Origin of the sequence: Chakrabartyella piscis, from assembly GCA_030067835.1 — a bacterium.
GTDB classification, from domain to species: Bacteria; Bacillota; Clostridia; order Lachnospirales; family Anaerotignaceae; genus Chakrabartyella; species Chakrabartyella piscis.
In genome coordinates this window covers 2188008-2212266 of the sequence record CP092441.1, presented here as the reverse complement: position 1 = coordinate 2212266, position 24259 = coordinate 2188008, and the positions used below count along the sequence as shown (strand labels likewise).

The 24259-nt window shown below is 38.5% G+C and carries 19 protein-coding genes; 12 read left to right on the top strand and 7 right to left on the bottom strand.

Annotated features, from left to right (window positions below):
- Positions 1 to 222 precede the first annotated feature (222 nt).
- Entirely contained in the window at positions 223 to 3684 is a 3462-nt protein-coding gene (locus MJY40_RS09980) for a pyruvate carboxylase (protein WP_317854098.1), read from the top strand.
- 134 nt (positions 3685 to 3818) lie between these two features.
- On the opposite strand, the gene MJY40_RS09975 is transcribed toward MJY40_RS09980, so the two are convergent.
- The gene (locus MJY40_RS09975; protein WP_317854097.1) at positions 3819 to 5045 is read right to left on the bottom strand and encodes a nucleotidyltransferase; all 1227 of its coding nucleotides are present in this window, start codon (positions 5043 to 5045) and stop codon (positions 3819 to 3821) included.
- Positions 5046 to 5304: 259 nt separating this feature from the next.
- On the opposite strand from MJY40_RS09975, the gene MJY40_RS09970 reads away from it, so the two are divergent.
- The 6 genes from MJY40_RS09970 (at position 5305) to MJY40_RS09945 (ending at position 10552) form a co-directional block, all read left to right on the top strand.
- On the top strand, positions 5305 to 6339 hold the full coding sequence (locus tag MJY40_RS09970; RefSeq protein WP_317854096.1) for an ATP-binding protein: 1035 nt from the start codon (positions 5305 to 5307) through the stop codon (positions 6337 to 6339).
- A gap of 135 nt (positions 6340 to 6474) precedes the next feature.
- Positions 6475 to 7476, top strand: coding sequence for a phosphate acetyltransferase (pta, locus tag MJY40_RS09965; protein WP_317854095.1), 1002 nt, complete (start codon positions 6475 to 6477; stop codon positions 7474 to 7476).
- Positions 7477 to 7516: 40 nt separating this feature from the next.
- Positions 7517 to 8713: an acetate/propionate family kinase gene (locus tag MJY40_RS09960; RefSeq protein WP_317854094.1), complete on the top strand. Its 1197-nt coding sequence runs from the start codon at positions 7517 to 7519 to the stop codon at positions 8711 to 8713.
- A gap of 47 nt (positions 8714 to 8760) precedes the next feature.
- Complete coding sequence (locus MJY40_RS09955; RefSeq protein WP_317854093.1) at positions 8761 to 9267, top strand: YceD family protein; 507 nt, start codon at positions 8761 to 8763, stop codon at positions 9265 to 9267.
- 2 nt (positions 9268 to 9269) lie between these two features.
- Positions 9270 to 9449, top strand: coding sequence for a 50S ribosomal protein L32 (gene rpmF / locus MJY40_RS09950; RefSeq protein WP_317854092.1), 180 nt, complete (start codon positions 9270 to 9272; stop codon positions 9447 to 9449).
- A gap of 239 nt (positions 9450 to 9688) precedes the next feature.
- A complete protein-coding gene (locus MJY40_RS09945) occupies positions 9689 to 10552 on the top strand; it encodes a YitT family protein (RefSeq protein WP_317854091.1) in 864 nt (287 codons plus the stop codon).
- A 50-nt stretch (positions 10553 to 10602) separates the two neighbouring features.
- On the opposite strand, the gene MJY40_RS09940 is transcribed toward MJY40_RS09945, so the two are convergent.
- From MJY40_RS09940 to MJY40_RS09915, 6 genes are all read right to left on the bottom strand, one after another.
- Positions 10603 to 11208 (bottom strand): cytidylate kinase-like family protein, encoded by a 606-nt coding sequence (locus tag MJY40_RS09940; protein WP_317854090.1) that lies wholly within the window; start codon positions 11206 to 11208, stop codon positions 10603 to 10605.
- 495 nt (positions 11209 to 11703) lie between these two features.
- Complete coding sequence (locus tag MJY40_RS09935; protein ID WP_317854089.1) at positions 11704 to 12210, bottom strand: nitroreductase family protein; 507 nt, start codon at positions 12208 to 12210, stop codon at positions 11704 to 11706.
- A 4-nt stretch (positions 12211 to 12214) separates the two neighbouring features.
- A complete protein-coding gene (locus MJY40_RS09930) occupies positions 12215 to 12595 on the bottom strand; it encodes a VOC family protein (protein WP_317854088.1) in 381 nt (126 codons plus the stop codon).
- A gap of 56 nt (positions 12596 to 12651) precedes the next feature.
- Complete coding sequence (locus MJY40_RS09925) at positions 12652 to 13698, bottom strand: aldo/keto reductase (protein ID WP_317854087.1); 1047 nt, start codon at positions 13696 to 13698, stop codon at positions 12652 to 12654.
- A gap of 104 nt (positions 13699 to 13802) precedes the next feature.
- Positions 13803 to 15044, bottom strand: coding sequence for a serine hydroxymethyltransferase (locus MJY40_RS09920; protein ID WP_317854086.1), 1242 nt, complete (start codon positions 15042 to 15044; stop codon positions 13803 to 13805).
- Between the two features lie 203 nt (positions 15045 to 15247).
- Positions 15248 to 17239, bottom strand: coding sequence for an LTA synthase family protein (locus MJY40_RS09915; protein WP_317854085.1), 1992 nt, complete (start codon positions 17237 to 17239; stop codon positions 15248 to 15250).
- Between the two features lie 133 nt (positions 17240 to 17372).
- Here MJY40_RS09915 and hemW point away from each other — a divergent pair, with 133 nt between their 5' ends.
- The 5 genes from hemW (at position 17373) to dnaJ (ending at position 24017) form a co-directional block, all read left to right on the top strand.
- A complete protein-coding gene (gene hemW / locus MJY40_RS09910) occupies positions 17373 to 18503 on the top strand; it encodes a radical SAM family heme chaperone HemW (protein ID WP_317854084.1) in 1131 nt (376 codons plus the stop codon).
- 467 nt (positions 18504 to 18970) lie between these two features.
- Positions 18971 to 20014: a heat-inducible transcriptional repressor HrcA gene (gene hrcA / locus MJY40_RS09905; protein ID WP_317854083.1), complete on the top strand. Its 1044-nt coding sequence runs from the start codon at positions 18971 to 18973 to the stop codon at positions 20012 to 20014.
- Between the two features lie 17 nt (positions 20015 to 20031).
- Positions 20032 to 20619, top strand: a complete 588-nt coding sequence (gene grpE, locus MJY40_RS09900; protein ID WP_317854082.1) for a nucleotide exchange factor GrpE — start codon at positions 20032 to 20034, stop codon at positions 20617 to 20619.
- Between the two features lie 185 nt (positions 20620 to 20804).
- The gene (gene dnaK, locus MJY40_RS09895) at positions 20805 to 22631 is read left to right on the top strand and encodes a molecular chaperone DnaK (RefSeq protein ID WP_317854081.1); all 1827 of its coding nucleotides are present in this window, start codon (positions 20805 to 20807) and stop codon (positions 22629 to 22631) included.
- 219 nt (positions 22632 to 22850) lie between these two features.
- Positions 22851 to 24017: a molecular chaperone DnaJ gene (gene dnaJ, locus MJY40_RS09890; protein WP_317854080.1), complete on the top strand. Its 1167-nt coding sequence runs from the start codon at positions 22851 to 22853 to the stop codon at positions 24015 to 24017.
- Positions 24018 to 24259: the final 242 nt, after the last annotated feature.

Below are 24259 nucleotides of genomic sequence, written 5' to 3'. Positions count from 1 at the left end.
AAAAATGTCTTTCTATCATAGACTGGGACACAAAACGTCCATGACTCATGTATGATTTAGTGGTATCAGTTTTACTTATGGGTTGTGGTGTATATTTTTAGTTTACGAATAGCAAAAGGTGTATTATAATATGATTTAGACACAATTTGGCAAAACCATTTTGTATGCAATTTTAAAATATGCAATCCAGTGAACAATACATAGGAAAGTAGGAGGTATCATATGCAAGAAGTGCAAATTAGAAAGTTCAAGAAGGTACTTGTGGCGAACCGTGGCGAAATTGCCATTCGTGTGTACCGTGCTTTGAATGAGTTGGGAATCCAAACCATTGGGATTTTCTCAAAAGAAGATAAATATTCTCTATTCCGTACCAAAACAGATGAAGCATATATGTTGAATCCAGAAAAAGGACCTATTGATGCATATTTGGATATTGAGTATATCATTAGCATTGCAAAAGCAAAGGGTGCAGATGCAATCCATCCAGGCTATGGTTTCTTGTCTGAAAATCCAGAATTTGTTTCTGCTTGTAAAAAAGCAGGCATTGCCTTCATTGGTCCAGAAGTGGATGTTATGTATGCAATGGGTGATAAAATCTCTTCTAAACAAATGGCAATTGAATGTAAAGTGCCTATTATTCCAGGTATTGACCATGCAATCAGAAGCCTAGACGAAGTTTTGGAAGTTGCTGATCAAATTGGCTATCCTGTTATGTTGAAAGCAAGCAATGGTGGCGGTGGTCGTGGTATGCGTATCGTCAACAAAGCAGATGAAATGGAAAAAGAGTTTGCAGAAGCACGTAACGAAGCAAAAAAAGCATTTGGCGATGATAAAATCTTCGTAGAAAAATACCTTAGAAATCCAAAACATATTGAAGTACAAGTTTTGGGTGATATGTATGGAAATGTGGTGCATTTGTATGACCGTGATTGTTCCGTACAAAGACGCCATCAAAAAGTTGTGGAATTTGCACCAGCTTTTACAGTAAGCGATTCTGTACGTGAAAATATCTTTGCAGATGCAGTGCGTCTTGCAAAACATGTAAATTACAAAAATGCAGGTACATTGGAATTTTTGGTGGATGCAGATGAAAACTACTACTTCATTGAAATGAACCCAAGAATCCAAGTGGAACATACCGTAACAGAAGAAGTAACAGGTATTGATATTGTGCAAGCACAAATTTTGGTGGAACAAGGATACCCTCTTTCTACACCAGAAATTGGCATTGATTCTCAAGAAGATGTACATTGCAATGGATATTCCATCCAATTGCGTGTGACAACAGAAGATCCAGCAAACAATTTCTTGCCAGATACAGGTAAAATCAACGTATATCGTTCTCCAGCTGGTAAAGGGATTCGTTTGGATGGTGGCACTTCTTCAGGTGCAGAAATCACACCATTCTACGATAGCTTGCTTGTAAAAATCATTGCAACTGACAGAAGATTTGAAGGTGCAACTCACAAAGCAGTACGTGCCATCAAAGAAACTCGTGTGCGTGGTGTCAAAACCAATATTCCTTTCCTCATCAATGTGTTGCAAAGCGATATTTGGAATGATGGAAAATGTACCACAACCTTTATTGAAAGTACACCAGAATTGTTTGACTTGGTGCATACAAAAGATAGAGCAACTCGTATTGCAGAATTCATTGGCAATCAAATTGTAAATGAATCCAAAGGTCACAAACCAGAATTTGAACCCATTACAGCACCAACATTTGGTAAAAATTCTGATGGTTCCACAATCTTGGTGGAAGGTTCCAAAGATTTGTTCCTGAAAATGGGTGCAAAAGACTTTACACAAAGTTTGATGAACGAAAAGAGATTGTATGTAACCGATACCACCATGCGTGATGCACATCAATCTTTGATGGCAACTCGTTTGCGTACCAATGACTTGATGGCAGCAGCGCCAGCAACCAATATGGCAATGGCAAATGGCTTCTCTGTAGAAGCATGGGGTGGTGCTACATTCGACGTGGCATATCGTTTCCTCAAAGAATCTCCTTGGGTTCGTTTGCAACAATTGTCTGCTGCAATGCCAAACACTTTGATTCAAATGTTGTTGCGTGCATCTAATGCAGTTGGATATGCAAATTATCCTGATAATGTGGTAAAAGAATTCATCAAAGTTTCCGCAGAACAAGGTGTGGATGTATTCCGTATTTTCGACAGTTTGAACTGGGTGGAAAATATGAAAATGCCAATTGAAGAAGCACTCTCAACAGGTAAAATCGTAGAAGGTGCAATTTGCTACACAGGTGATATCCTAGATCCAAATGAAAGCAAATATACATTGGATTACTATGTGCGTAAAGCAAAAGAATTGGAAGCTTTGGGTTGTCATACCTTTGCAATCAAAGATATGGCTGGTTTGGTGAAACCATATGCAGCGAAAGAATTGTTCTCTGCTTTGAAATCTGAGCTCAATATTCCATTGCATTTCCATACACATGATACCACAGGTAATGGTGTCAGCTCTGTATTGATGGCAGCAGAAGCAGGGGTGCATATTGTGGACTTGGCAGTACAATCCATGAGTTCCTTGACAAGCCAACCATCCATGAATGCAGTTGTAGAAGCCTTGAAAGGTACTCCACGTGATACAGGCTTGGATACAGACCAATTGACAGCACTCAGCCACTACTATGATGGCGTTCGTCAAATCTACACAGGCTTTGAAAGTGAAATGAAAACACCAAATACAGAAATCTACAAATACGAAATTCCAGGTGGTCAATACTCCAATCTTTTGGCACAAGTCAAAGCAATGGGTTCTGCTGACCAATTTGAAGAAATCAAGCATCTCTATAAAGATGCAAATGATTTGCTTGGTAATATCGTAAAAGTAACACCTTCCTCCAAAGTGGTTGGGGATATGGCAATCTTCATGTCCAAGAATGGCTTGACCAAAGAAAATATTTTGACAGAAGGCAAAGACTTGTCCTATCCAGATTCTGTAATCGATTATTTCATTGGTAACATTGGTAAACCAGAAGGTGGATTCCCAGAAGAATTGCAAAAAATTGTATTGAAAGATCAAGATCCAATTGAAGGTAGAGCAGGTGCTTTGATGGAAGAAGCGGATTTGGAAGCCATTGAAAAACATTTGAAAGATCGCTACAATCAAAAACGTGTCAACCCAAGAAATGTGACCAGCTATGCTTTGTATCCTAAAGTATACGAAGACTATCGTGACCATTGGGAATACTACACAGACGTTTCCAAATTGTCCAGTGATGTGTACTTCTTTGGCTTGGCAAAAGGGGAAGAAACCTCCATTGAAATTGGTGAAGGTAAAAACTTGCTCATCAAATATATGAGTGCATCTGAACCTGATTCTGAAGGCTATCGTACATTGAACTTTGAAATCAACGGCGCTGTTCGTGTTGTCAAAGTATTGGATAAAAACTTGGAAGTTAAGAGTGATGGTAAGAAAAAAGCAGATAAGGATAACCCACTTCACTTGGGTTCCACAATTCCAGGTACCATCAGCAAAGTCTTTGTCAAAGAAGGCGATGTGGTTACAAAAAATCAACAACTTCTCACTGTTGAAGCAATGAAAATGGAAACTTCCATTGTTGCAAAAGAAGATGGTGTTATTGATAAATTGTACGCATCTGAAGGTGAAAAAGTCAGCCAAGGGGATTTGTTGGTTGAATTTGCAGCAGCAGAATAAGAATAAATTAAATCAAAACGAGGTGTAGGGTAACTTACATCTTGTTTTTTTGTATCAAAAAAGGACAGATATAAAAATCTGCCCCTAAAAATTATTTTATATATTGTTGTGGTGCTTTGTATTGTGGCAAATCATCAAATAATCACCATAGGTTTGGTGAAATCTTGATTTGGTGCACGTTTGCCATCATCTGGGTAGCCCAAAACATATAAATCGGTTGCCAATTTTTCTACAGCCAAAAGATGCAAACCATCATCTTGCAACACTTCAGAAGCCTTCTTCAAATTGGTCAAAACAGGGCATTTGGCATTGATGGTCAAATCCCCAAGGATGTCAGCAGAATCCTTTCTAAAGCCTAAAACTCGAACATAAGGCATATGACTCTTCTTCATGAAATAATCCACTTCAGAAGTCTTAATATCCAATAGGATGTGGAGCATAATGCGTTGGATTTTCGTCCAAGTATAGCGTTTGGATTTGATGAATGGAATCATATCTGCAAAGGAATAACAAGTATCCAAACTGTGGAGAATACGATTTTCCAAACCTTCTGTCACTTCAAAAATCTCTGCAATTTCAGGAGCAGTCATATTACGCAATTTGTAGTGGAGTGCATGTACCAAATTATCCCATGTAACAGGTGCTTCACCAAAGGTCAAAGCACGTAAATAGACTTCACCAGCATCTGTTGGAATTTGGTGCATTGCCAATTGTGGGTTGCCTTCTAAGATACAACCACGAATGGCAGAAGCAGATGCATATGTCATATCCAAATCATCGCTATGGTAGCCAGCACCTTCACGTTTGACAGTCATAGCTTCCATTCTACAACGATAACGATCCAAAGCACGCAAATATTCCAATGCCAAAATATCATTTGGTTGGCTCAAAATTTCACTGTTGATGTTGGAAATCAATTCCAATGTCTTTGCTCTTGCAGCAGGATAAGACATACCTTGGTCTAAGTATTCCTTCAGCAAACGTCTAAATTCTTCTGTTTCATCACCCATCAATTTAGAAGCTTCTGCAAGGGGTTCCAATTCGCCACTTTCAGAACCAAAACACAATACATCCACAATACCAGTTTCTTCTAAAATACGAACAGCAGCACTGGCAAATGTTTCAGCATTGGCACAAGCAAATAGCACAGGCAATTCCAAAACCATATCCACACCATGCTCCAAAGCGGTTTGGGTACGCAACCATTTGTCAAACATAGCAGGTTCACCACGTTGCACAAAGTTACCACTCATAACCACCACAACACGGTCTGCATTTGTTTTACGTTTTGCTTCTCGAATCATATATTCATGTCCCTTATGGAAGGGATTATACTCTGCAACGATACCAATTGTTTTCATTCAAAACACCATCCTTTGCTTTACAACTCTTTTCATCTATTCTTTTTCAGTATACCACAAAAAACAGTATCCTTACATATGCGAACCGATTTTTTTCAATAAATTGTAAGAAAAAATGTAAAATAGCGGAAGGTTGAACGAATAGGCAAAAAGTAGGATGTAATTTGTAATAAAATCGTAAAAATTAGATATGGAAAAATACCATAAATCAAGCTATACTAAAAGATAAACAGTACAAAGAAAGTCGAGGTGATGACCAGTGGAAAATGCAGATTTTTTACTTGATATATATTTAGAAGAAACTTGGAAAAATATCGATAAGTTGGATGATTTTATTGAAGCCAAAGGAGCCCAAGAAATCATCACAATGGAAGAAGAAGAACTCAATGGATTGTTGCGTACCATGCATAGCATCAAAGGCTCATCAGCAATGATGGGGTTGCCACCCATTTCCGAAACGGCACATAGGGCAGAAGATTTGCTTTCTTTCTTGCGAGAAGAAGAAAACATCAAACCAGAAGATATGGAAACCAGTTTTCAATTGTTGCGTATGGTTTCTGGTTATTTGAAGCGAGAACTGAGACGTATGGAAACAGAGGATGAAGTGACAGACTTTGGTTGGGCAGTGGTCAGAAGGATTCAAAACTTCTTGGCACATGTGGATAGCGACAATGAACCAGAAGGTCCTAGCTACCAAATCGCTTATACACGTCGAGGAAAGCAGAGAATACCCTATACAGACTTTGCTTCCTTGATACCACAAATGCAACGTGTGGCAGAAATGATGGGTAGAGAATTGGACAAGGAGTTTTCTGTGCGTGTTTCTGGTGCTGGAACAGAGGTGCCAAGGGATATTTATGATAAAATCTCAATGGCAGTGTTGCATATGATGCGTAATAGTATGGATCATGGCTTGGAACATACAGATGTACGGGAACAAATGGGTAAAACCCCAGTGGGTGAAATTTCCTTGGAAATACGCAAAACAGCAGAACGTGTGTATGTCAGTTTTCGTGATGATGGAAAAGGTTTGGATCGTGACGATATCTTGACTTTGGCATGGAAAAGAGGGTTGCTTACAAAATCACCAGAGGAATATGAAGACAGTGAAGTCTATGCCTTTTTATTGAGAGCAGGATTCACAACAAGAAGCAATGCCACCATGTTTTCTGGTCGGGGTGTTGGTTTGGATGTGGTACATGCAGCCATTTCGTCTTTGGGTGGAACTGTGCAAATTGAAAGTAGAAAGTATATGGGAACTACGTTTTTCATTGAATTTCCGATACTTGTGTGAAGTGTGTAAAAAAATACCTTCAAAATGGGATATTTGTGTAAATTTTTACAATTTTGCCCTTGAAACGGTGGGACAATTTGTATTATAATAAGATGATGTGTAAATATTGAACTGTACGAATTAGGAGGTTTTACTGTGGACTTTTTATCAATGGTAAAAGAAAAAGCAAAAGCAAACAAAAGAACAATTGTTTTGCCTGAATCTTATGAAATCAGAAACTTGGAAGCAGCAGCAGAATGTTTGCGTGACGAGTTGGCAGAAATCGTTTTGGTGGGAAATAAAGAAAAAATCATGGAAGCTGCTGGTAGCTTTGATGTATCTGGTGCAATCTTCTTTGATCCAGAAACAGATGAAAGAATGGACGAAATGGTGGCACTTCTTGCAGAAGCAAGAAAAAGCAAAGGTATGACTTTGGAACAAGCAAAAGCTTTGATCCTTGGCGACTGTATGTATGCTGGTGTTATGATTGTCAAAATGGGTATTGCTGATGGTATGGTATCTGGTGCAATTCACTCTACAGGCGACACAATGCGTCCTGCTTTGCAAATTTTGAAAACAGCTCCTGGTGCAGAATTGGTATCTTCCTTCTTCATCATGGTAACAAATACACCTGAATATGGTGATGATGGTATCTTGTTGTTTGCTGACTGTGCAATCAACCAAAATCCTACATCTGCTGAACTTGCTTGTATCGCTGGCGATTCTGCAAAATCCTACGAAGCATTCATTGGCAAAGAACCAAGAGTTGCAATGCTTAGCCACTCCACAATGGGTTCTGCAAAACATGCTGACGTAACAAAAGTTGTAGAAGCTGTAAAAATTGCAAAAGAAAAATATCCTGATGTAAAACTCGATGGTGAAATCCAATTGGATGCAGCAATCGTAAAAGAAGTTGGTAAACTCAAAGCTCCAACAAGCCCTGTTGCTGGTGAAGCAAACTGCTTGATCTTCCCTGATATCGATGCTGGTAACATTGGTTACAAAATGGTACAACGTTTCGGTAAAGCAGAAGCATTTGGTCCTGTATTGCAAGGTATGGCGAAACCAGTCAATGACCTTTCTCGTGGTTGTTCTGCAAACGATATCGTTGCTGTAGTGGCTTTGACATCTGTACAAGCAGGCGTAATGGAACAATAAGACAAATATAAATTATAAACAATATAAAGGAGAGAAAATAATGAAAGTTCTTGTATTGAATTGCGGTAGTTCTTCCTTGAAATACCAACTCATCAACATGGAAGATGAAAGCGTTTTGGCAAAAGGTCTTTGTGAAAGAATTGGTATCGAAGGTTCTCAATTGAAACACGAACCAGAAGGCAAAGATAAAGTAGTCTTCACAGATTATATGGAAGATCACGATGTTGCTGTTAAAATGGTTATGGACGCTTTGGTTGACCCTAATCATGGTGTAGTTGTTTCTGTAAAAGAAATCGATGCAATTGGCCATCGTGTGGTGCATGGTGGAGAAGAATTTGCAAGCTCTGTTGTCATCACAGACGCTGTAAAAGCTGCTCTTGAAAAATGCTCTGAATTGGCTCCACTTCACAACCCTGCAAACTTGATTGGTATTGCTGCTTGTGAAAAATTGATGCCAGGTGTACCTCAAATCGGTGTATTCGATACAGCATTCCATCAAACAATGCCAGAAAGAGCATATCTTTATGCTTTGCCATATGAATACTATGAAAAATACAAAATCAGAAGATATGGTTTCCACGGAACAAGCCATAGATTCGTTTCTGAAGAGGCTGCTAAAATGTTGGATAGACCATATGACCAAACAAAAACAATCACTTGTCACTTGGGCAATGGTGGTTCTGTGTGTGCTGTTAGAAATGGTAAATCCATTGACACAACAATGGGCTTCACACCTTTGGAAGGTCTTGTAATGGGTACACGTGCAGGGGATGTGGATGCTGCTGCAATCACATACTTGATGCAAAAAGAAAACTTGACAGCTCAAGAAATGGACAACATCTTGAACAAAAAATCTGGTGTATTGGGTATCTCTGGTGTATCTAGTGACTTCCGTGACATCGAAGCTGCAAGTGATGATGGTAATGAAAGAGCTGGTGCAGCCCTTGATGTATTCGCTTACAAAGTAGCAAAAAGAATTGGTGCTTATGCTGCAGCAATGAATGGCGTTGACGCAATCGTGTTTACAGCTGGTTTGGGTGAAAACTCTGCTTCCACAAGAACTGTAATCTGTAACTACTTGGGTTACTTGGGCATTCACTTGGATTCTTACCACAACTCCTTGAGAGGCAAAGCAGTGGAAATTTCTGCTCCTGACTCCAGAGTACGTGTATTGGTAATTCCAACAAATGAAGAGTTGGTAATTGCAAGAGATACAAAAGAACTTCTTGACAAATAATAAAACTTTCAGTATAATATTTTAGGTACGACTATGGGGTGATAAATATGTTAATTGCAATGGCTCAATTGTTCGGCAAGAAAGGTGCAAAAATGCCTGTTTTGCTGGTGGAGCAAAACCATGAAGCATCTGATTATCCCGACGTTGTGGAATTTTTGCAACCTGTTAAAATTGAGGGAACTCTTACAAATGAAGATGAAATTTTCGTTTTAGAAGCAAAATGTGCAACAGAGATTGCATTGGAGTGCAGTCGTTGTCTTGCACCAGTAAAACAAAAAATTTGCTTTGAACTTAAGGAACGTTTTGCTCATACAGGGATAGAAGATGAAGAGACACAAACTTTTTCTGGAGATCAAATTGATTTGACAGTTTCTGTCAGACGTGGAATTATCGAGGAATTGCCTATGCGAGTTTTGTGCCATGAGGATTGTAAGGGACTTTGTCCTGCTTGTGGAAATAACTTAAACACTGGTGATTGCGGATGTGATACCACAGAACGAGATCCTAGATTTGCAGGTTTGTTGGGTCTTTTCGATGAAAATGAGGAGGTGTAGAAATGGCTGTACCAAAAGGACGAGTATCGAAATCTAAAAGAGATAAAAGAAAAGCACAAAGTTGGAAAATTGCAATGCCTAACTTGGTAAAATGTAGCAAATGTGGCGAATTGATGGTTCCTCACCAAGTATGTAAAGCTTGTGGTTCTTACAACAAAAAAACAATCGTAGCAGTTGACTAATTACAACTTTCTACGCTGACTAATTGATTGACAACGATTCACAAAGTCAGAAATAGACCAAGAAATTGGTTTTTGCGGCTCCTTACTTTATTGTAGGGAGTCGTTTTGTTTTGCAAAAAAATCAAGAAAAACCCACATACTGCGACGCATACACACGTCACAGCGTGGTCTTGCATAGAAAAATTTTATGTGATATGATGAGCGTGTTTATCAAAATTTGACAATATTTGGAGGTACATATGGACATCAAAAATGTGGATTTATTTGCAAAACTAAAGAGATTGGGTTGCATTTTATTGGGGAATACATTGCTTTGTTTGGGGTTGGTTGTTTTTATTTTTCCAAACAATATCATTATGGGTGGTAGCACAGGTCTTGCATTGGCAGCAAATGCCTATTGGAATATTCCCATCACTACATTTGTATGGTGTTTCAATATTGTGGTGTTTTCTCTTGGGTTATGGGTTTTGGGCAAAGAATTTGCGTTGACAACATTGGTCAGTTCCTTTTATTTCCCATTTATTTTGGATGTATTGCAAAGGATTCCACAAATACAAACTGTAACACAAGACATTATGTTGGCAACCATTTGTGGTGGGTTACTGATTGGAATTGGAATTGGAGTTATCTTATATGCAGGTGCATCCACTGGTGGTATTGATATTTTATCTTTGATTCTCAACCGAAAAGTAGGACTTTCCATTTCAGTTGGACTGTATTTGTTTGATTTCACTGTTTTGATTGCACAAATGTTTTATTCCAAAACAGAACAAATATTATATGGCATTGTTTTGGTTTTGATTTATACTGTGGTCATTGACAAAGTGTTGTTGTGGGGGAGTTCCAAAATACAAGTACAAATTATCAGCGATAAACTAGAAGAAATCAACCATGAAATCTTATATACCATTGATCGTGGTTCTACATTTTTGCAAGCAACCACAGGATTTCTCAAAGCAGATACACAGGTGCTATTGACTGTCATTTCAAACCGAGAATTGATGCAATTGAAACAGGCTATCAGTCGCATTGATCCATATGCATTTTTGGTCATCAACAATGTCAATGAAGTGCGTGGTAGAGGATTTACCAAAAAACGATGAGACGAAAAAAAGTCCTACAACCAATTTGGATGTAGGACTTTCTCATATACTTATTCCCAGTCTTGATAGGTCATGGCAATCATTTCCACAGCTTTTTTGATATCTACATAAGCGGTATCAATACAAAGGTTGTAGCCTGTCATATCTTGCCAAATTTCGTCTGTATAGAAACGATGGTATTTTGCACGTTGTTTGTCTACAGAAAGGATTCGTTCCTTCATTTCAGCTCTACTGATGTACTTTTCATCGGGCACTTTTGCATAACAACGGTCAATACGAGCATCCATATCAGAGGAGTAGATGAATACCTTCAAAGCTTTGTCTTTCAATAAAGTGTTTGCGCAACGCCCAACAATGATACAATCATCACCTTGTTCCACAATTTTTTGAATGACATTGACTTGTGTGGTATGAATGGTATCCGACAAAGAAAATGTTGGCATGGTAAAGGTGGAACTATAAGAAAGATGTGATTGAGACCAAGCTTGGTTTTCAGAACACACTTCTACAAATTCTTCTGCCAAATTTGTCTGGGCTGCAATTCTGCGAATGATTTCTTTGTCAAAATAAGCAATTTGCAAAGCATCAGAAAGTCTTTTTGCCACTTCACGACCACCACTACCAAATTGTCTGTTGATTGTAATTACTTTACCCATAAAAACCCCTCCTTTGAAACACATTTTCATCTGATACAAAGATTCTTCTCATATATTTAGTGAATTTTCATTGATTTCTAATAACAGTATACCACTACTTTCCAATAAATTAGATTAAAAAGGATGGAATTTGTAAACTTTGTCTAAATTGATAAAAAATAGTCAATAAAAAACAGTGGAATTTTAGAGGAATTTCCAAAGGAAAACAAGCTATCATTCCAGAAGGCGTGAATTTGCATTTTCAAAAAAAGTGTTGGCATGATTTTTTTAGCGTCGCAGACTTTCACCCGCAGACAGGATTCGTTCCTGTCGAGGACAAAAAGCGATTTCTAGGTGCTTCGAGAAGCACTTGTACGAGGAAATTGTCTTTTTTACATATGACCACAACTTGAAATCCTGATTTCAAGTTAGCGTGACGATAAGTCGACACGCTAAACAAGCTACCATTCCAGAAGGAGTAGCAGCTTGTTTGATGTTTAGGTATAAAGTATGATTTTACTCTGTGATATAACGCACACGAGATGGATCAAAACGATTTTTGAAATGGTTGGCATCTGGATCTTTTGGGTATCCACCAGCAATGACACTGTAGGGTACCATATGTTCAGGCAAATCACAAAACTCACGTACATAGTCCATACGAGGTTGATGTGGTGCAGTGCCAAACCAAACGGTACCAAGACCCAATTCAGTTGCTTCCACCAAAAGATTTTGTGTAGCAGCACCCAAGTCTTGTTGCCAAGCAAGTGGGCTTTTCAAACGTTCATTGTTGCAAAGAACAATGATTGCAAAATCAGCACCAACCATAGAAGTTGCATATACATGGAAATGGGATAGTTTTTCTAAGTTTTCTGCACCACGTACAACAATGAATTCCCAAGGTTGTTGGTTCATTGCAGATGGCGCTTGCATTGCTGCTTGCAAAAGTTTTTCAATTTTTTCAGCTTCCACCTCTTTTGGCAAGAAACTGCGTACACTACGTCTGGTAAAAATAGAATTCATAGAGTTAGCTCCTTTTTTGACAAAATTCAATACGTTCATTTCCAACACCTTTGATGAAGAAATAATCCATACCTTTTTCAAATAGAATTTCAGAACAGTTCAGTTCGGTCAAAAGCATATCTGGATGATTTTTCACATAGAAATCGTATTCTGCTTGCAAATCATCGGAAGTATAAGCAAGATGGTCAATGACAGTGGAAGTGAACTCTTTTTTCTCCAAAAGTTCATAAACCACATTACCATCGGTCATAAATACAAAGTTCTTTTCTCCTTTTTGGAAATGATGTGTGATGGTAAAACCCATGATGTTTTCATAAAAAGCAACTGCGTCTTCCATGTTTGGAACGCTTAAATTGATGTGGTCAAGTGGCAATGGTTTTCTCATAAAAATCTCCTATCTATATATAGTATTTTCATTTATTGTGATCTGTATACCTAGAATCAATCTTGTTTTCCATATGTATAGGCAAACAATGGTTTTCCAGCAAGAATTTCTTGATAATCTTTCCAATTTTCTTGCAACAATTGTGGTGTATCCAAACCATATGGACATTGTGCAGCACATTTGCCACAGTGCAAACAATTCTCAATACGTTTCATTTTTTCTTGCCATTCAGGGGTCAAGAAATCACCAGATGGAGCACGTCTGATTTGCAAAGACATTCTGGCACTGTTGTTGATTTCGATACCAACAGGACATGGCATACAGTAACCACAACCTCTACAGAAGTCCAGCATCAATTCTTTTTGATCCTTTGCAATGACTGCTTGGAGTTCTTCTGTCAAAACAGGTGGATTTTCTTGGTAAGAAAGGAATTCATCCAATTCACTGATCTTTTGTACACCCCAAATGGGCAACACTTCATGTGCATATTGGAACACAGCAGCAGCAGCACCATTGGAAATCAAACCACCAGACAATGCCTTCATGGAAATATAGCCCATATCTGCTTTATTACACATGTCCACCAATGCAAATTCTTCTGGAGTACTCAAGTAGTTGAATGGGAATTGCAAAGTTTCATACAAACCGCTTTCTACACAATCCCTTGCAACTGCAATTCTGTGGTTGGTGAAGCCAATATGACGAACCATACCTTTTTCTTTGGCTTCTAGCATTGCTTCATAAAGACCAGAACCATCATTTGGCTTAGGACAGACTGCTGGGTTGTGGAATTGATACAAGTCAATGTAATCGGTTTTCATTTTTTCTAAGCTGGTATGCAAGTGTTCCCAGAAGGTTTTCACATCGGTTGCACCTGTTTTGGTTGCAATGAAAATATGCTCACGTACATCACTAAGGGCATATCCAATTTTTTCTTCACTATCAGAATAAGCTCTTGCAGTGTCAAAATAGTTGATGCCATTGTCATATGCTTTGCGAAGAATGACAGCAGCTTCTTCTTTGGTGATTCTTTGAATTGGCAATGCACCAAATCCATTTTTATTGACAACCATTTCTGTTTTGCCCAAACGCATCATTTGCATGGTAATTCTCCTTTCATAGGGGTTCTTCCTATAGAAACAGGCGCCCACATAGAGACGCTCCTAGGTTGTAGCGGAGTGAACTATGTGAACGCCCATAATATAAATTAGTCTTGGTAAATAGGGAATTTGTCTGTCAATTCGCCAACACGTTTGGAAGCTTCTTCTTTTGTACCTTCAAAGTCTTTCAAAACCATTGCGATGATGTCAGCAATTTCAACCATATCTTCTTCTTTCATACCACGGGATGTGATAGCAGGAGTACCAATACGTACACCACTGGTTACGAATGGAGATTTTGGATCATCAGGAATTGTGTTTTTGTTTGCTGTGATACCCACTTCATCCAAAAGTTTTTCAGCTTCTTTACCTGTCAAATCAAGACTTCTCAGATCCAAAAGCATCAAGTGATTGTCTGTACCACCAGAAACCACATCAACACCACGTTCTTGCAAGGAAGCAGCCAAAACAGAAGCATTTTTCACAACTTGTGCAATGTATTCTTTGTATTCTGGTTGCAATGCTTCTTTGAAACAAACAGCTTTGGAAGCAATTGTGTGCATCAAAGGACCACCTTGGATACCAGGGAAGATAGCTTTGTCAATTTTAGCAGCAAATTCTTCTTTGCAAAGAATCATACCACCACGAGGACCACGAAGGGTTTTGTGAGTTGTTGTTGTTACAAAGTCTGCGTGTGGTACTGGATTTGGATGTGCGCCTGTAGCCACAAGACCAGCAATATGAGCCATATCCACCATGAAATATGCACCAACTTCTTTTGCAACTTTGCCCATATATTCAAAATCAATGGTTCTAGCGTATGCAGAAGCACCAGCAACAATCATTTTTGGTTTGCATTCCAAAGCGATTTTGTGGAATGCTTCATAATCCAAGAAACCATTTGCATCTACACCATAAGGAACGAAGTTGTAGCTTTTGCCAGAAAGGTTGACAGGATTACCATGTGTCAAGTGACCACCGTGGTCAAGATTCATACCCATAACAGTATCGCCATATTCCAACATTGCGAAATACACTGCTTGGTTTGCTTGGGAACCACTATGAGGTTGTACATTTGCATGGTCAGCGCCAAACAATTCTTTTGCACGATCTCTTGCAATATTTTCTACGATATCCACTTTTTCACAACCACCATAGTAACGTTTTGCAGGATATCCTTCTGCATATTTGTTTGTAAGATGTGTGCCAAGTGCTTCCATAACTGCTTTGGAAACGATATTTTCAGATGCAATCAATTCAATGTTGTGTTGTTGTCTTGTCAATTCTGCGTCCATTGCAGCAATTACTTCTGGATCTACTTTTCTTACTTCGTCAAATTGTAAATTCATAATTTCCTCCTCGAATCAGTTGTAGTGTTAGATTAGAATATTTCTAAACTATAGTATAACATTATTTTGAGAAAAAGCACATAGAAATTTACATTTTTATGAAAATCACACAAAAAAAGTAAGCTGCATGATGGTATATGCTTAACTGTATTTCATTGCATGAAAAAAGGACATATCTATGTCCTAAAATCATTCATATTTTGTTAGGATGCATCATCATCTGAGCTAGCACCTTCATAAATAATATCCCACATATAATCTTCACCAATGAGCATATCATAGGTCAAAAGTTCGTGGAGTTCCATAAATTCTGCTTGTCTTTCAGAATCTGTGGTTTCATAAATGCCATAATATTTGCTGGCAGCAGTACACACTTCATGATATTCCAAAAGGAAATTGGTGTAGAATGTAGCTGGTGCATCCATATAATCTGCCATCAAAGGAGATAGGAAGTATGGAGAAACAATTGCACTTTCTCTAAATTCTTTGCCTGTATCGTAGTTGGTAAAGATAATATATGGAGTAGAGAACATGGTCAATTTTTCTTCATCTGTCCAGTTGGAAGCAACAGAGCTTTGTACATCGCCAGTTGTGGTAAATGGATCAAAGTTTTCACCCAAAGTTGGCAAGTGATCCCCATACCACAAAACAATGGTTGGTTTTTCACGATTCATAACATATTCATAAATGACACCAAGAGCTTCATCAGAATTACTGTTACCAGCAGCAAAGTTTTCTAGGGTCAAAACCTGTTGCTCACTTAGGTTTTCACCAGAAACCTTGATGGTTCTATCCTTTGCATCATATTTATCGTAATACATACTATGATTTTCCATGGTGATGGCTTGGATGAATACACCCACATCACGAGGTTGTTCCAATTGGTAGATGATTTCTTCTGCAATGGTTTCATCTGTGATATATGGACCACTGTTCCAATGGTGTTCAGCATGTAAATCATATTCACCAAGGAATTCATCAAATCCCATCAAAGGATAAGCGGTTTCACGATCATAGAAGGTTTTTTGATAGGTATGCAAACCAACAGCATCATATCCCAAATCCACATAGCTTCTTGCAAAGGAGAAGATATCTTCATCAATGTATTGTTGGTATGGAATGTTACCAGAAGGCAAACAGCTGGTACTCATGCCAGATAAGATTTCAAATTCAGGTCTAACGGTACCACCACCAAATGTTGGAGAAACCATGCTACCACTAGGGTTTGTTTCTGCAATCATTCTATAGTTTTGCAAAGGATCTTCTGAGAAGGTAACACCTGTCAAAATGGTTGGATCCCAATAGGCTTCTGATAGCACCACAACGATATCAGGGTATTGGAAATTGTTGGTTTCATCACCTGTAGGCAAATAATCTGCAAAGAGGAATTCCATATAATCCAAACCATATTCAGTGGGTTCTTCGTATAAATCCAAAGCAAATAAATTCATCAAAAAAGCAGAAAATGCACCGTATTCTTCATATAACATACCAAGGGTTGTGTCTTCGTCAATGGCGATGTTGTATTTGGTGTCATAATAAGTACGCAATTGGGTGTCTGTGGTGAATGCATATAAAAAGCCCAAACAAGCAACACCAAAAGGAATGTAAATCCATTTTTTGAAGGGGAATCTTGGTGCCATAAAATGCAACACCACCACATAAATCAAAGTGGAAAAGATGATTTCAAAAATATATTGTTGGAAAGACAATGCATTCAAAAATTCACTGAAACTATTGGCATTGGCAGCCATATGTAAATCCCAAGGATAAAAATGTTCTTGCAAAATAGAATATTTGAAGTAGTCCACCAAACCAAAAACAAAGAAGAAGGTAGAAGTCAGAAGTGCAGATAGGGTGATGCTTGTGGTGGTCCACCAAATGCCAATATAAGCAATTGCCACATAGGTCAAAGCCAAATAGATGCTGCCAGGTTCTCTTGCAAACAAAAGTAAAGCATTTTCATTGGAACCCAACATCAAAACATGCATCATCCATGTGACAAATACAGGGAAGATGACAACAGATAGGGTTACAAATAATTTTGTGAAGATGTTTTTATGGAAAAATTCTTTACACTCTGCTTTCATTTGGTGTAGTGCAGAATGCTCTTTGTATGCAATGATTTTGTATTGCAGTTTGTGTAGTAACAGTTTCAAATTGGTTTTGTTTGGTTCATTGGAATTTGTAGACATATGAATATCCTTTCTAAGATAGGAATAATTTATAAGTTTCTTACAATTAACTAGTATAACATAGGAAAAAGTGCATTTCAAGAAAAGTTGTGGTATCATAAGATTAAAATACTATGAACACAAGGAGTTTTATATGGAACAATTGGGTCTTTATATACACATACCATTTTGCATCCAAAAGTGCAGATATTGTGATTTTCCTTCCTATGCTGGACTGGAAGATAGATACTTGCCATATGTGGAAGCATTGTGCAAAGAAATAGAAACAAAAGGTAAATTGGCAAAGGAATATACTGTCAAAAGCATCTTTTTGGGTGGTGGTACGCCAACGGTTTTGGATGCCAATTCTTTGGATTTGATTTTGCAAACCATCAAAACATCATTTTATATAGAAGAAACAGCAGAAATTACCATTGAAGCAAATCCAGCTACAATAGATGCCAAAAAGTTGAAATCTCTAAGAAATAGTGGATACAATCGTTTGAGTATGGGGATGCAAGCGTGGCAAAACCGACTTTTGCAACGTTTGGGACGTATCCATAGAATAGAAGATTTTGTGGAAGATTTCAAACAAGCAAGGAGAGCAGGCTTTCAAAATATCAATGCAGATTTGATGTTTGCATTGCCAGAACAAAGCTTTGTAGACTGGAAAGAAACAGTGGAAGAAGTCATTGCTTTGGTACCAGAACACATTTCGGCATATAGTTTGATTATAGAAGAAGGAACACCGTTTTATGGTGAATACGAAGCGGGTACATTGGAACCGATGGAAGAAGAATTGGATCGCCAGATGTATGAATTTGTGGTGACACGTTTGGCAGAAGCGGGATACCATCAATATGAGATTTCCAATTTTGCAAAGATGGGTAAAGAAAGCATCCACAATCGTATTTATTGGGAAAGAACACCTTATTTGGGTATGGGACTTGGTGCGCATTCTTGTTTTGGTGGCAAACGATTCCACCAGACATATGATATGGAAACTTATTTGCAAGCAGAAGATTTTCTTACAATAGAAGAAGATGCAGAAGAAATTGATACCAAAGAAGCTATGTCAGAATTTATGTTTCTTGGACTGCGTTTGACAGAAGGCATTGCCTATGAACGCTTCCAAGAATATTTTGGTGTGACATTGAACAGTGTTTATGAAGTAGAAATCCAAAAGCTTGTGGAAGAAGGTTTGCTGATTCAAGATGTAGTTGGCATTCGACTGACCCAAAGAGGTACAGATTTGAGTAATTTGGTGTTTGAAAGATTTGTGTAAAGGGTATTTATATAATGTGTAGTTGCGGAGCGATGAGGGCATCGCTCCCTACAAAAATCAAAACCTTAAATACATTGCACTTGTAGGGGCAATTCACGAATCGACCGCAAAACCAAGGATTCTTCGTCACGGTGCTCCTCTGAATGACAGTGCGTTGGCGTATGCTTGTAGGGGATGGCGTCCTCGACATCCCGTCATGAACAGCCACAAAACATCAATTACGGGTAACGAAACGTCACCCCTACAAAACAAACATCACTACAGATTATAAGCATTTTCTGTAGTAAGGGAGCTCTTTTATGGTTTTATTTTAAACACAGGAATCAAACTTAAGAAATTTGCAAAAAATAACACTTGACATATCTTTTGTCAGGTGCTATTTTATATATAGATATTAGCACTCGAAACAAGTGAGTGCTAACAAATCGAAAACATTCGCATATACTACACAATGGGAGGTGCAGGAAATGTCTTTGAATGATCGAAAAATATCCATTCTACAAGCAATCATCAATGATTACATTGAAACGGCAGAACCTGTTGGCTCCAGAACCATTGCAAAGAAATACAATCTGGGTATCAGTTCTGCAACCATCAGAAATGAAATGAGTGACCTAGAAGAAATGGGTTTCATTATGCAACCACATGCTTCTGCTGGTCGTATTCCTTCAGATTTGGGCTATAGATTATATGTAGACCATCTGATGCAGAAAAAAGAATTGAATGCAGATGAGCAAGTCTATTTGAAGGGTGTCATTGCACGTGACATCAACCAAATTGATTTCTTGATGGAAGAGACGGCAAAGGTACTTTCTACCTTAACCAATTATACAACCTTTATTTCAGAACCTATGGGTACACGAGCAAAAATCAAACAGATTCGCTTGTTGCCACTGGATCAAACTTCAATTTTGCTTGTGATTGCAACAGAAGATAACTTCATCAAAAATCACATCATCAAAATGAATCGAACACCAGAGGATCAAATGGTATTTGAAATTGGCCATTTGATACACAAAACCTTTGAAGGTTGTGCCTTGAATGAAATCAATGGCAATAGCATCCATCAATTGCAAGAAGCTTTGGGGATATATGATGTTTTGATAGACCCCATTTTACAAGCACTCCAAAGTACCATGCTGGCAGCAGAAAAGGTACAAGTGCATATGAGTGGTACCAAAAATATTTTGGCATTTCCAGAGTTTTCAGATATCGACAAAGCAAAATCATTATTCCAAGTGTTGGAAGAAAAAGATGTTTTGGTCAATATGTTAGAAGAAAACAAGGGAACAGAGCTTCAAATTCGCATTGGTAGCGAAAATGCAGTCCAATGTATGCAAGATTGTAGCATCATCACAGCAACCTATAAGCTCAGTGACGACACCAGAGGAACCATAGGAATTGTGGGTCCTACCAGAATGGATTATTCACAAGTGGTATCTGTTCTAAATGGAATGGTGAAGAATATAGAAAAGGTTCTGCGCAATTTGACAGACCACAATGACAGTTAGAAAAGAGGGCTCAGAAAATGGATGAACATAAAGAAGAATTTGTAGAAAACATGGAAACAGAAGCAACTGAAGTTGTAGAAGAGATTGTAGATGAAGTTGTGGAAGATATTGTAGTGGAAACCGTTGAAGAAGTAGAAGTTATGGATGAAACAGCAGAATTGATTGCAAAATTAACACAACAAGCATCAGACAACTTGGATAAATACCAAAGAACTATGGCAGAATTTGATAACTTCCGCAAACGTACTGCCAAAGAAAAAGCATCTATGTATGACGATGGTATTCGCAATACAATTGAGAAACTGTTGATGGTTATTGATAACTTGGAAAGAGCAGTATTGGCACAACAAGATAAAGCATCAGAAGACGATGCATTCTTCAAAGGTGTGAATATGACTTTGAAACAATTCCAAGAAGTTTTGGCAGGACTTGGTGTAGAAGCGATTCCAGCAGTTGGTGAACAATTTGATCCAAATCTTCATGCAGCAGTTGCTCACGAAGATGATGACCAATATGGTGAAAATGAAATCGTTTTGGAAATGCTCAAAGGCTACCAATACAAAGGCAAAGTGATTCGCCACAGTATGGTAAAGGTTGCAAACTAACGCAAACTCGTGTATGGATGCAAAATGCGGGAAAATAAAGATTCTTCGTCGCTACGGTGAGCTCCTCTGAATGACAAAACAAGGGCAATTGTAGGGGATGGGTTTCCCATTCCGTATCAAACAGCCACTACACAGCAATATATTACAACTAAAATTCAAACAAACATATTTAGGAGGAAACAATTATGGGTAAAATTATCGGTATTGACTTGGGAACAACAAACTCTTGTGTAGCAGTAATGGAAGGTGGCCAACCAGTGGTTATCGTAAACAGCGATGGTATGAGAACAACTCCTTCTATCGTAGGTTTTGCGAAAAATGGCGAAAGACTTGTTGGTGAAACAGCAAAACGTCAAGCAATCACAAATCCTGACAACACAATCGCATCCATCAAAAGAAGAATGGGTGAAAACTACAAAGTAGAAGCAGATGGCAAAAGCTATTCTCCACAAGAAATTTCTGCTATGATTTTGCAAAAACTCAAAGCTGACGCAGAAAGCTACTTGGGTGAAAGTGTAACAGAAGCGGTAATCACAGTTCCTGCATACTTCAACGATGCACAAAGACAAGCAACAAAAGACGCTGGTAAAATCGCTGGCTTGGAAGTAAAACGTATCATCAATGAACCAACATCTGCTGCTTTGGCTTATGGTTTGGATAACGAAAACGAACAAAAAATTATGGTTTATGACTTGGGTGGCGGTACATTCGACGTTTCCATCATTGAAATTGGCGATGGCGTTATTGAAGTTTTGTCCACAAATGGTAACACTCGTTTGGGTGGTGACGATTTCGACCAAAGAGTCATCAACTTCTTGGTTTCTGAATTCAAAAAAGCAGAAGGCATGGACTTGTCTGGTGACAAAATGGCTATGCAACGTTTGAAAGAATCTGCTGAAAAAGCAAAAAAAGAACTTTCTACAGTAACAAGCACAAACATCAACTTGCCTTTCATCACAATGAACCAAGATGGTCCTAAACATTTGGATGTAACTCTCTCAAGAGCTAAATTCGATGAACTCACTGCTGACTTGGTAGATGGCACAATGGGTCCTGTTCGTCAAGCACTTGCAGATGCTGGCTTGTCTGCTGGCGAAGTGGATAAAGTCCTTTTGGTTGGTGGTTCCACAAGAATCCCTGCTGTTCAAGATGCAGTGAAAAAATACACAGGCAAAGAACCATTCAAAGGTATCAATCCTGATGAATGTGTAGCTGTTGGTGCTGGTATCCAAGGTGGTAAATTGGCTGGTGACGAAGGTGCTGGCGGTATCTTGCTTTTGGATGTAACACCATTGTCCTTGGGTATTGAAACATTGGGTGGCGTTGCTACAAAATTGATTGACAGAAACACAACCATCCCAACAAACAAAAAACAAACCTTCTCCACAGCAGAAGACAACCAAACAGCTGTTGATATCCACGTTGTACAAGGTGAAAGACCTTTGGCAAGAGACAACAAAACTTTGGGAACCTTCAAATTGGATGGTATCGCTCCTGCAAGACGTGGTACTCCACAAATCGAAGTAACATTTGATATTGATGCAAATGGTATCGTAAATGTATCTGCAAAAGATTTGGGTACTGGTAAAGAACAAAAAATTACAATCACAGCTGGTTCCAACTTGAGCGATGATGAAATTGAAAAAGCAGTGAAAGAAGCAGAACAATTTGCGGAAGAAGATAGAAAAAGAAAAGAAGCAATCGATGCGAAAAATGAAGCAGACTCCTTGATTTTCCAAACAGAAAAAACAATGGGCGAATTGGGTGATAAAATCGGTGACGATGAAAAAGTTGCTGTAAACGCTGAACTCGATAAATTGAAAGACCTTGTAAAAGACATGAATCCAGAAACAATGACAGAAACAGATGTAGAAAATGTAAAAGCTGGTATCGAAACATTGACACAAGAATTCTACAAAATCTCTGAAAAATTGTATGCACAAGCACAAGACGCTCAAGGTACACAACCAGGTGATGATGGCGTTGTAGATGTAGATGGTACAGAAATCTAAAATTATCTCGAAATCAATATTTGAATTGTGAAATAAATATAAATGGTAGAGAGGGCAGGCAACTGCCCTTACTCTGCTGTTATAGAGAAAACTTAGTATGTTAAAAAAGAAAATCTTTAGAATAAAGTTTTACTCGATTTTTTTCAAAAAATCGTGGGGCTTGGGGCAACGCCCCAAGGTCTTATCTTTTTTGACTTTGTAAATTAAGGCGGTGAAGAAGTGGCGAATAAACGAGATTATTATGAGGTGCTTGGTGTTGGAAAAGGCGCTACGGATGCAGAACTCAAAAAAGCATACCGTAAAATGGCAGTGAAATACCATCCAGACCAAAATCCAGATAATGCAGAAGCAGAAGCAAAATTCAAAGAAGTCAACGAAGCATATGAAGTGTTGAGCGATTCCCAGAAGAAAGCACAATACGATCAATTTGGTCATGCAGCATTTGAACAAGGTGGCATGGGCGGTGGTGGCGGCTTCTATGGCGGTCAAGAATTCGATATGGGTGACTTGGGTGACATCTTTGGTAGCATGTTTGGTGGTGGCTTCGGTGGCGCAAGAAGAAGTGGTCCTAGACGTGGCAACGATGTGAATGTAAACATCCAATTGTCCTTTGAAGAAGCAATTTTTGGTTGTACCAAAGAAATTTCTGTTGCAATTGTAGATGAATGCGATACTTGTCATGGTACAGGTGCAAAATCTGGTACACATGCAGAAACATGTCCAAAGTGTAATGGTGCAGGTCAAGAACGAGTGGTGCAACAATCCATCTTTGGTATGACAGCAACCATGCGTACTTGTTCCCAATGTAGAGGTACAGGAAAGCTCATCAAAGAACCATGTACCACATGTCGTGGTGCAGGCAAAACACGCAAAACCAAGAAATTTGAAGTCAATATTCCAAAGGGTATTGATAACGGTCAAACCATTCGTCTGGCGGGTAAAGGTGAAATTGGTGAAAAAGGTGGCGGTTATGGCGATTTGTTGGTAACAGTATATGTGCAATCAGATCGTATCTTCACTAGAAAAGGCGCGGATATTTATTGCGATGTACCAATTTCCTTTGTGCAAGCATCTTTGGGTGGCGAAATTGTCATCAAAACCATTGATGGAGAACAAAAATATACCGTCAAACCTGGTACACAACCAGAAACAGTTGTCACATTGCGTGGCGTTGGTGTTCCTCATTTGCGTAATCCAAAAACACGTGGTAATCAAGTGGTGACTTTGAAAGTCAAAATTCCAACCAGTTTGACCACCAGACAAAAAGAATTGCTCAAAGAATTCTATGGTGATGATGTTTCTAGCTTTGAAAAAGGCGATGACACCACAGATGGTGGTAAGAAAAAATCTGCAAAAGAAAAAATCAAAGACTTGTTCAAAGATTGATTTTATGAAAATAAAGCAAACAGCGTTGTAGGGTGTCCTATGACGCTTTTTTGTGGTATGATGAAAAAGAGTGAATGTAGGGCAGGGGCTCTGCTCTTGCTGTCATGAATCACCACAAAACCAAAGATTCTTCGTCGCTGTGCTCCTCTGAATGACAGTACATTGGCATGCGATTGTTGTAGGGGCGATTCACGAATCGACCGCAAAATCAAAGATTCTTCATCACGTTGTTCCTTTGAATG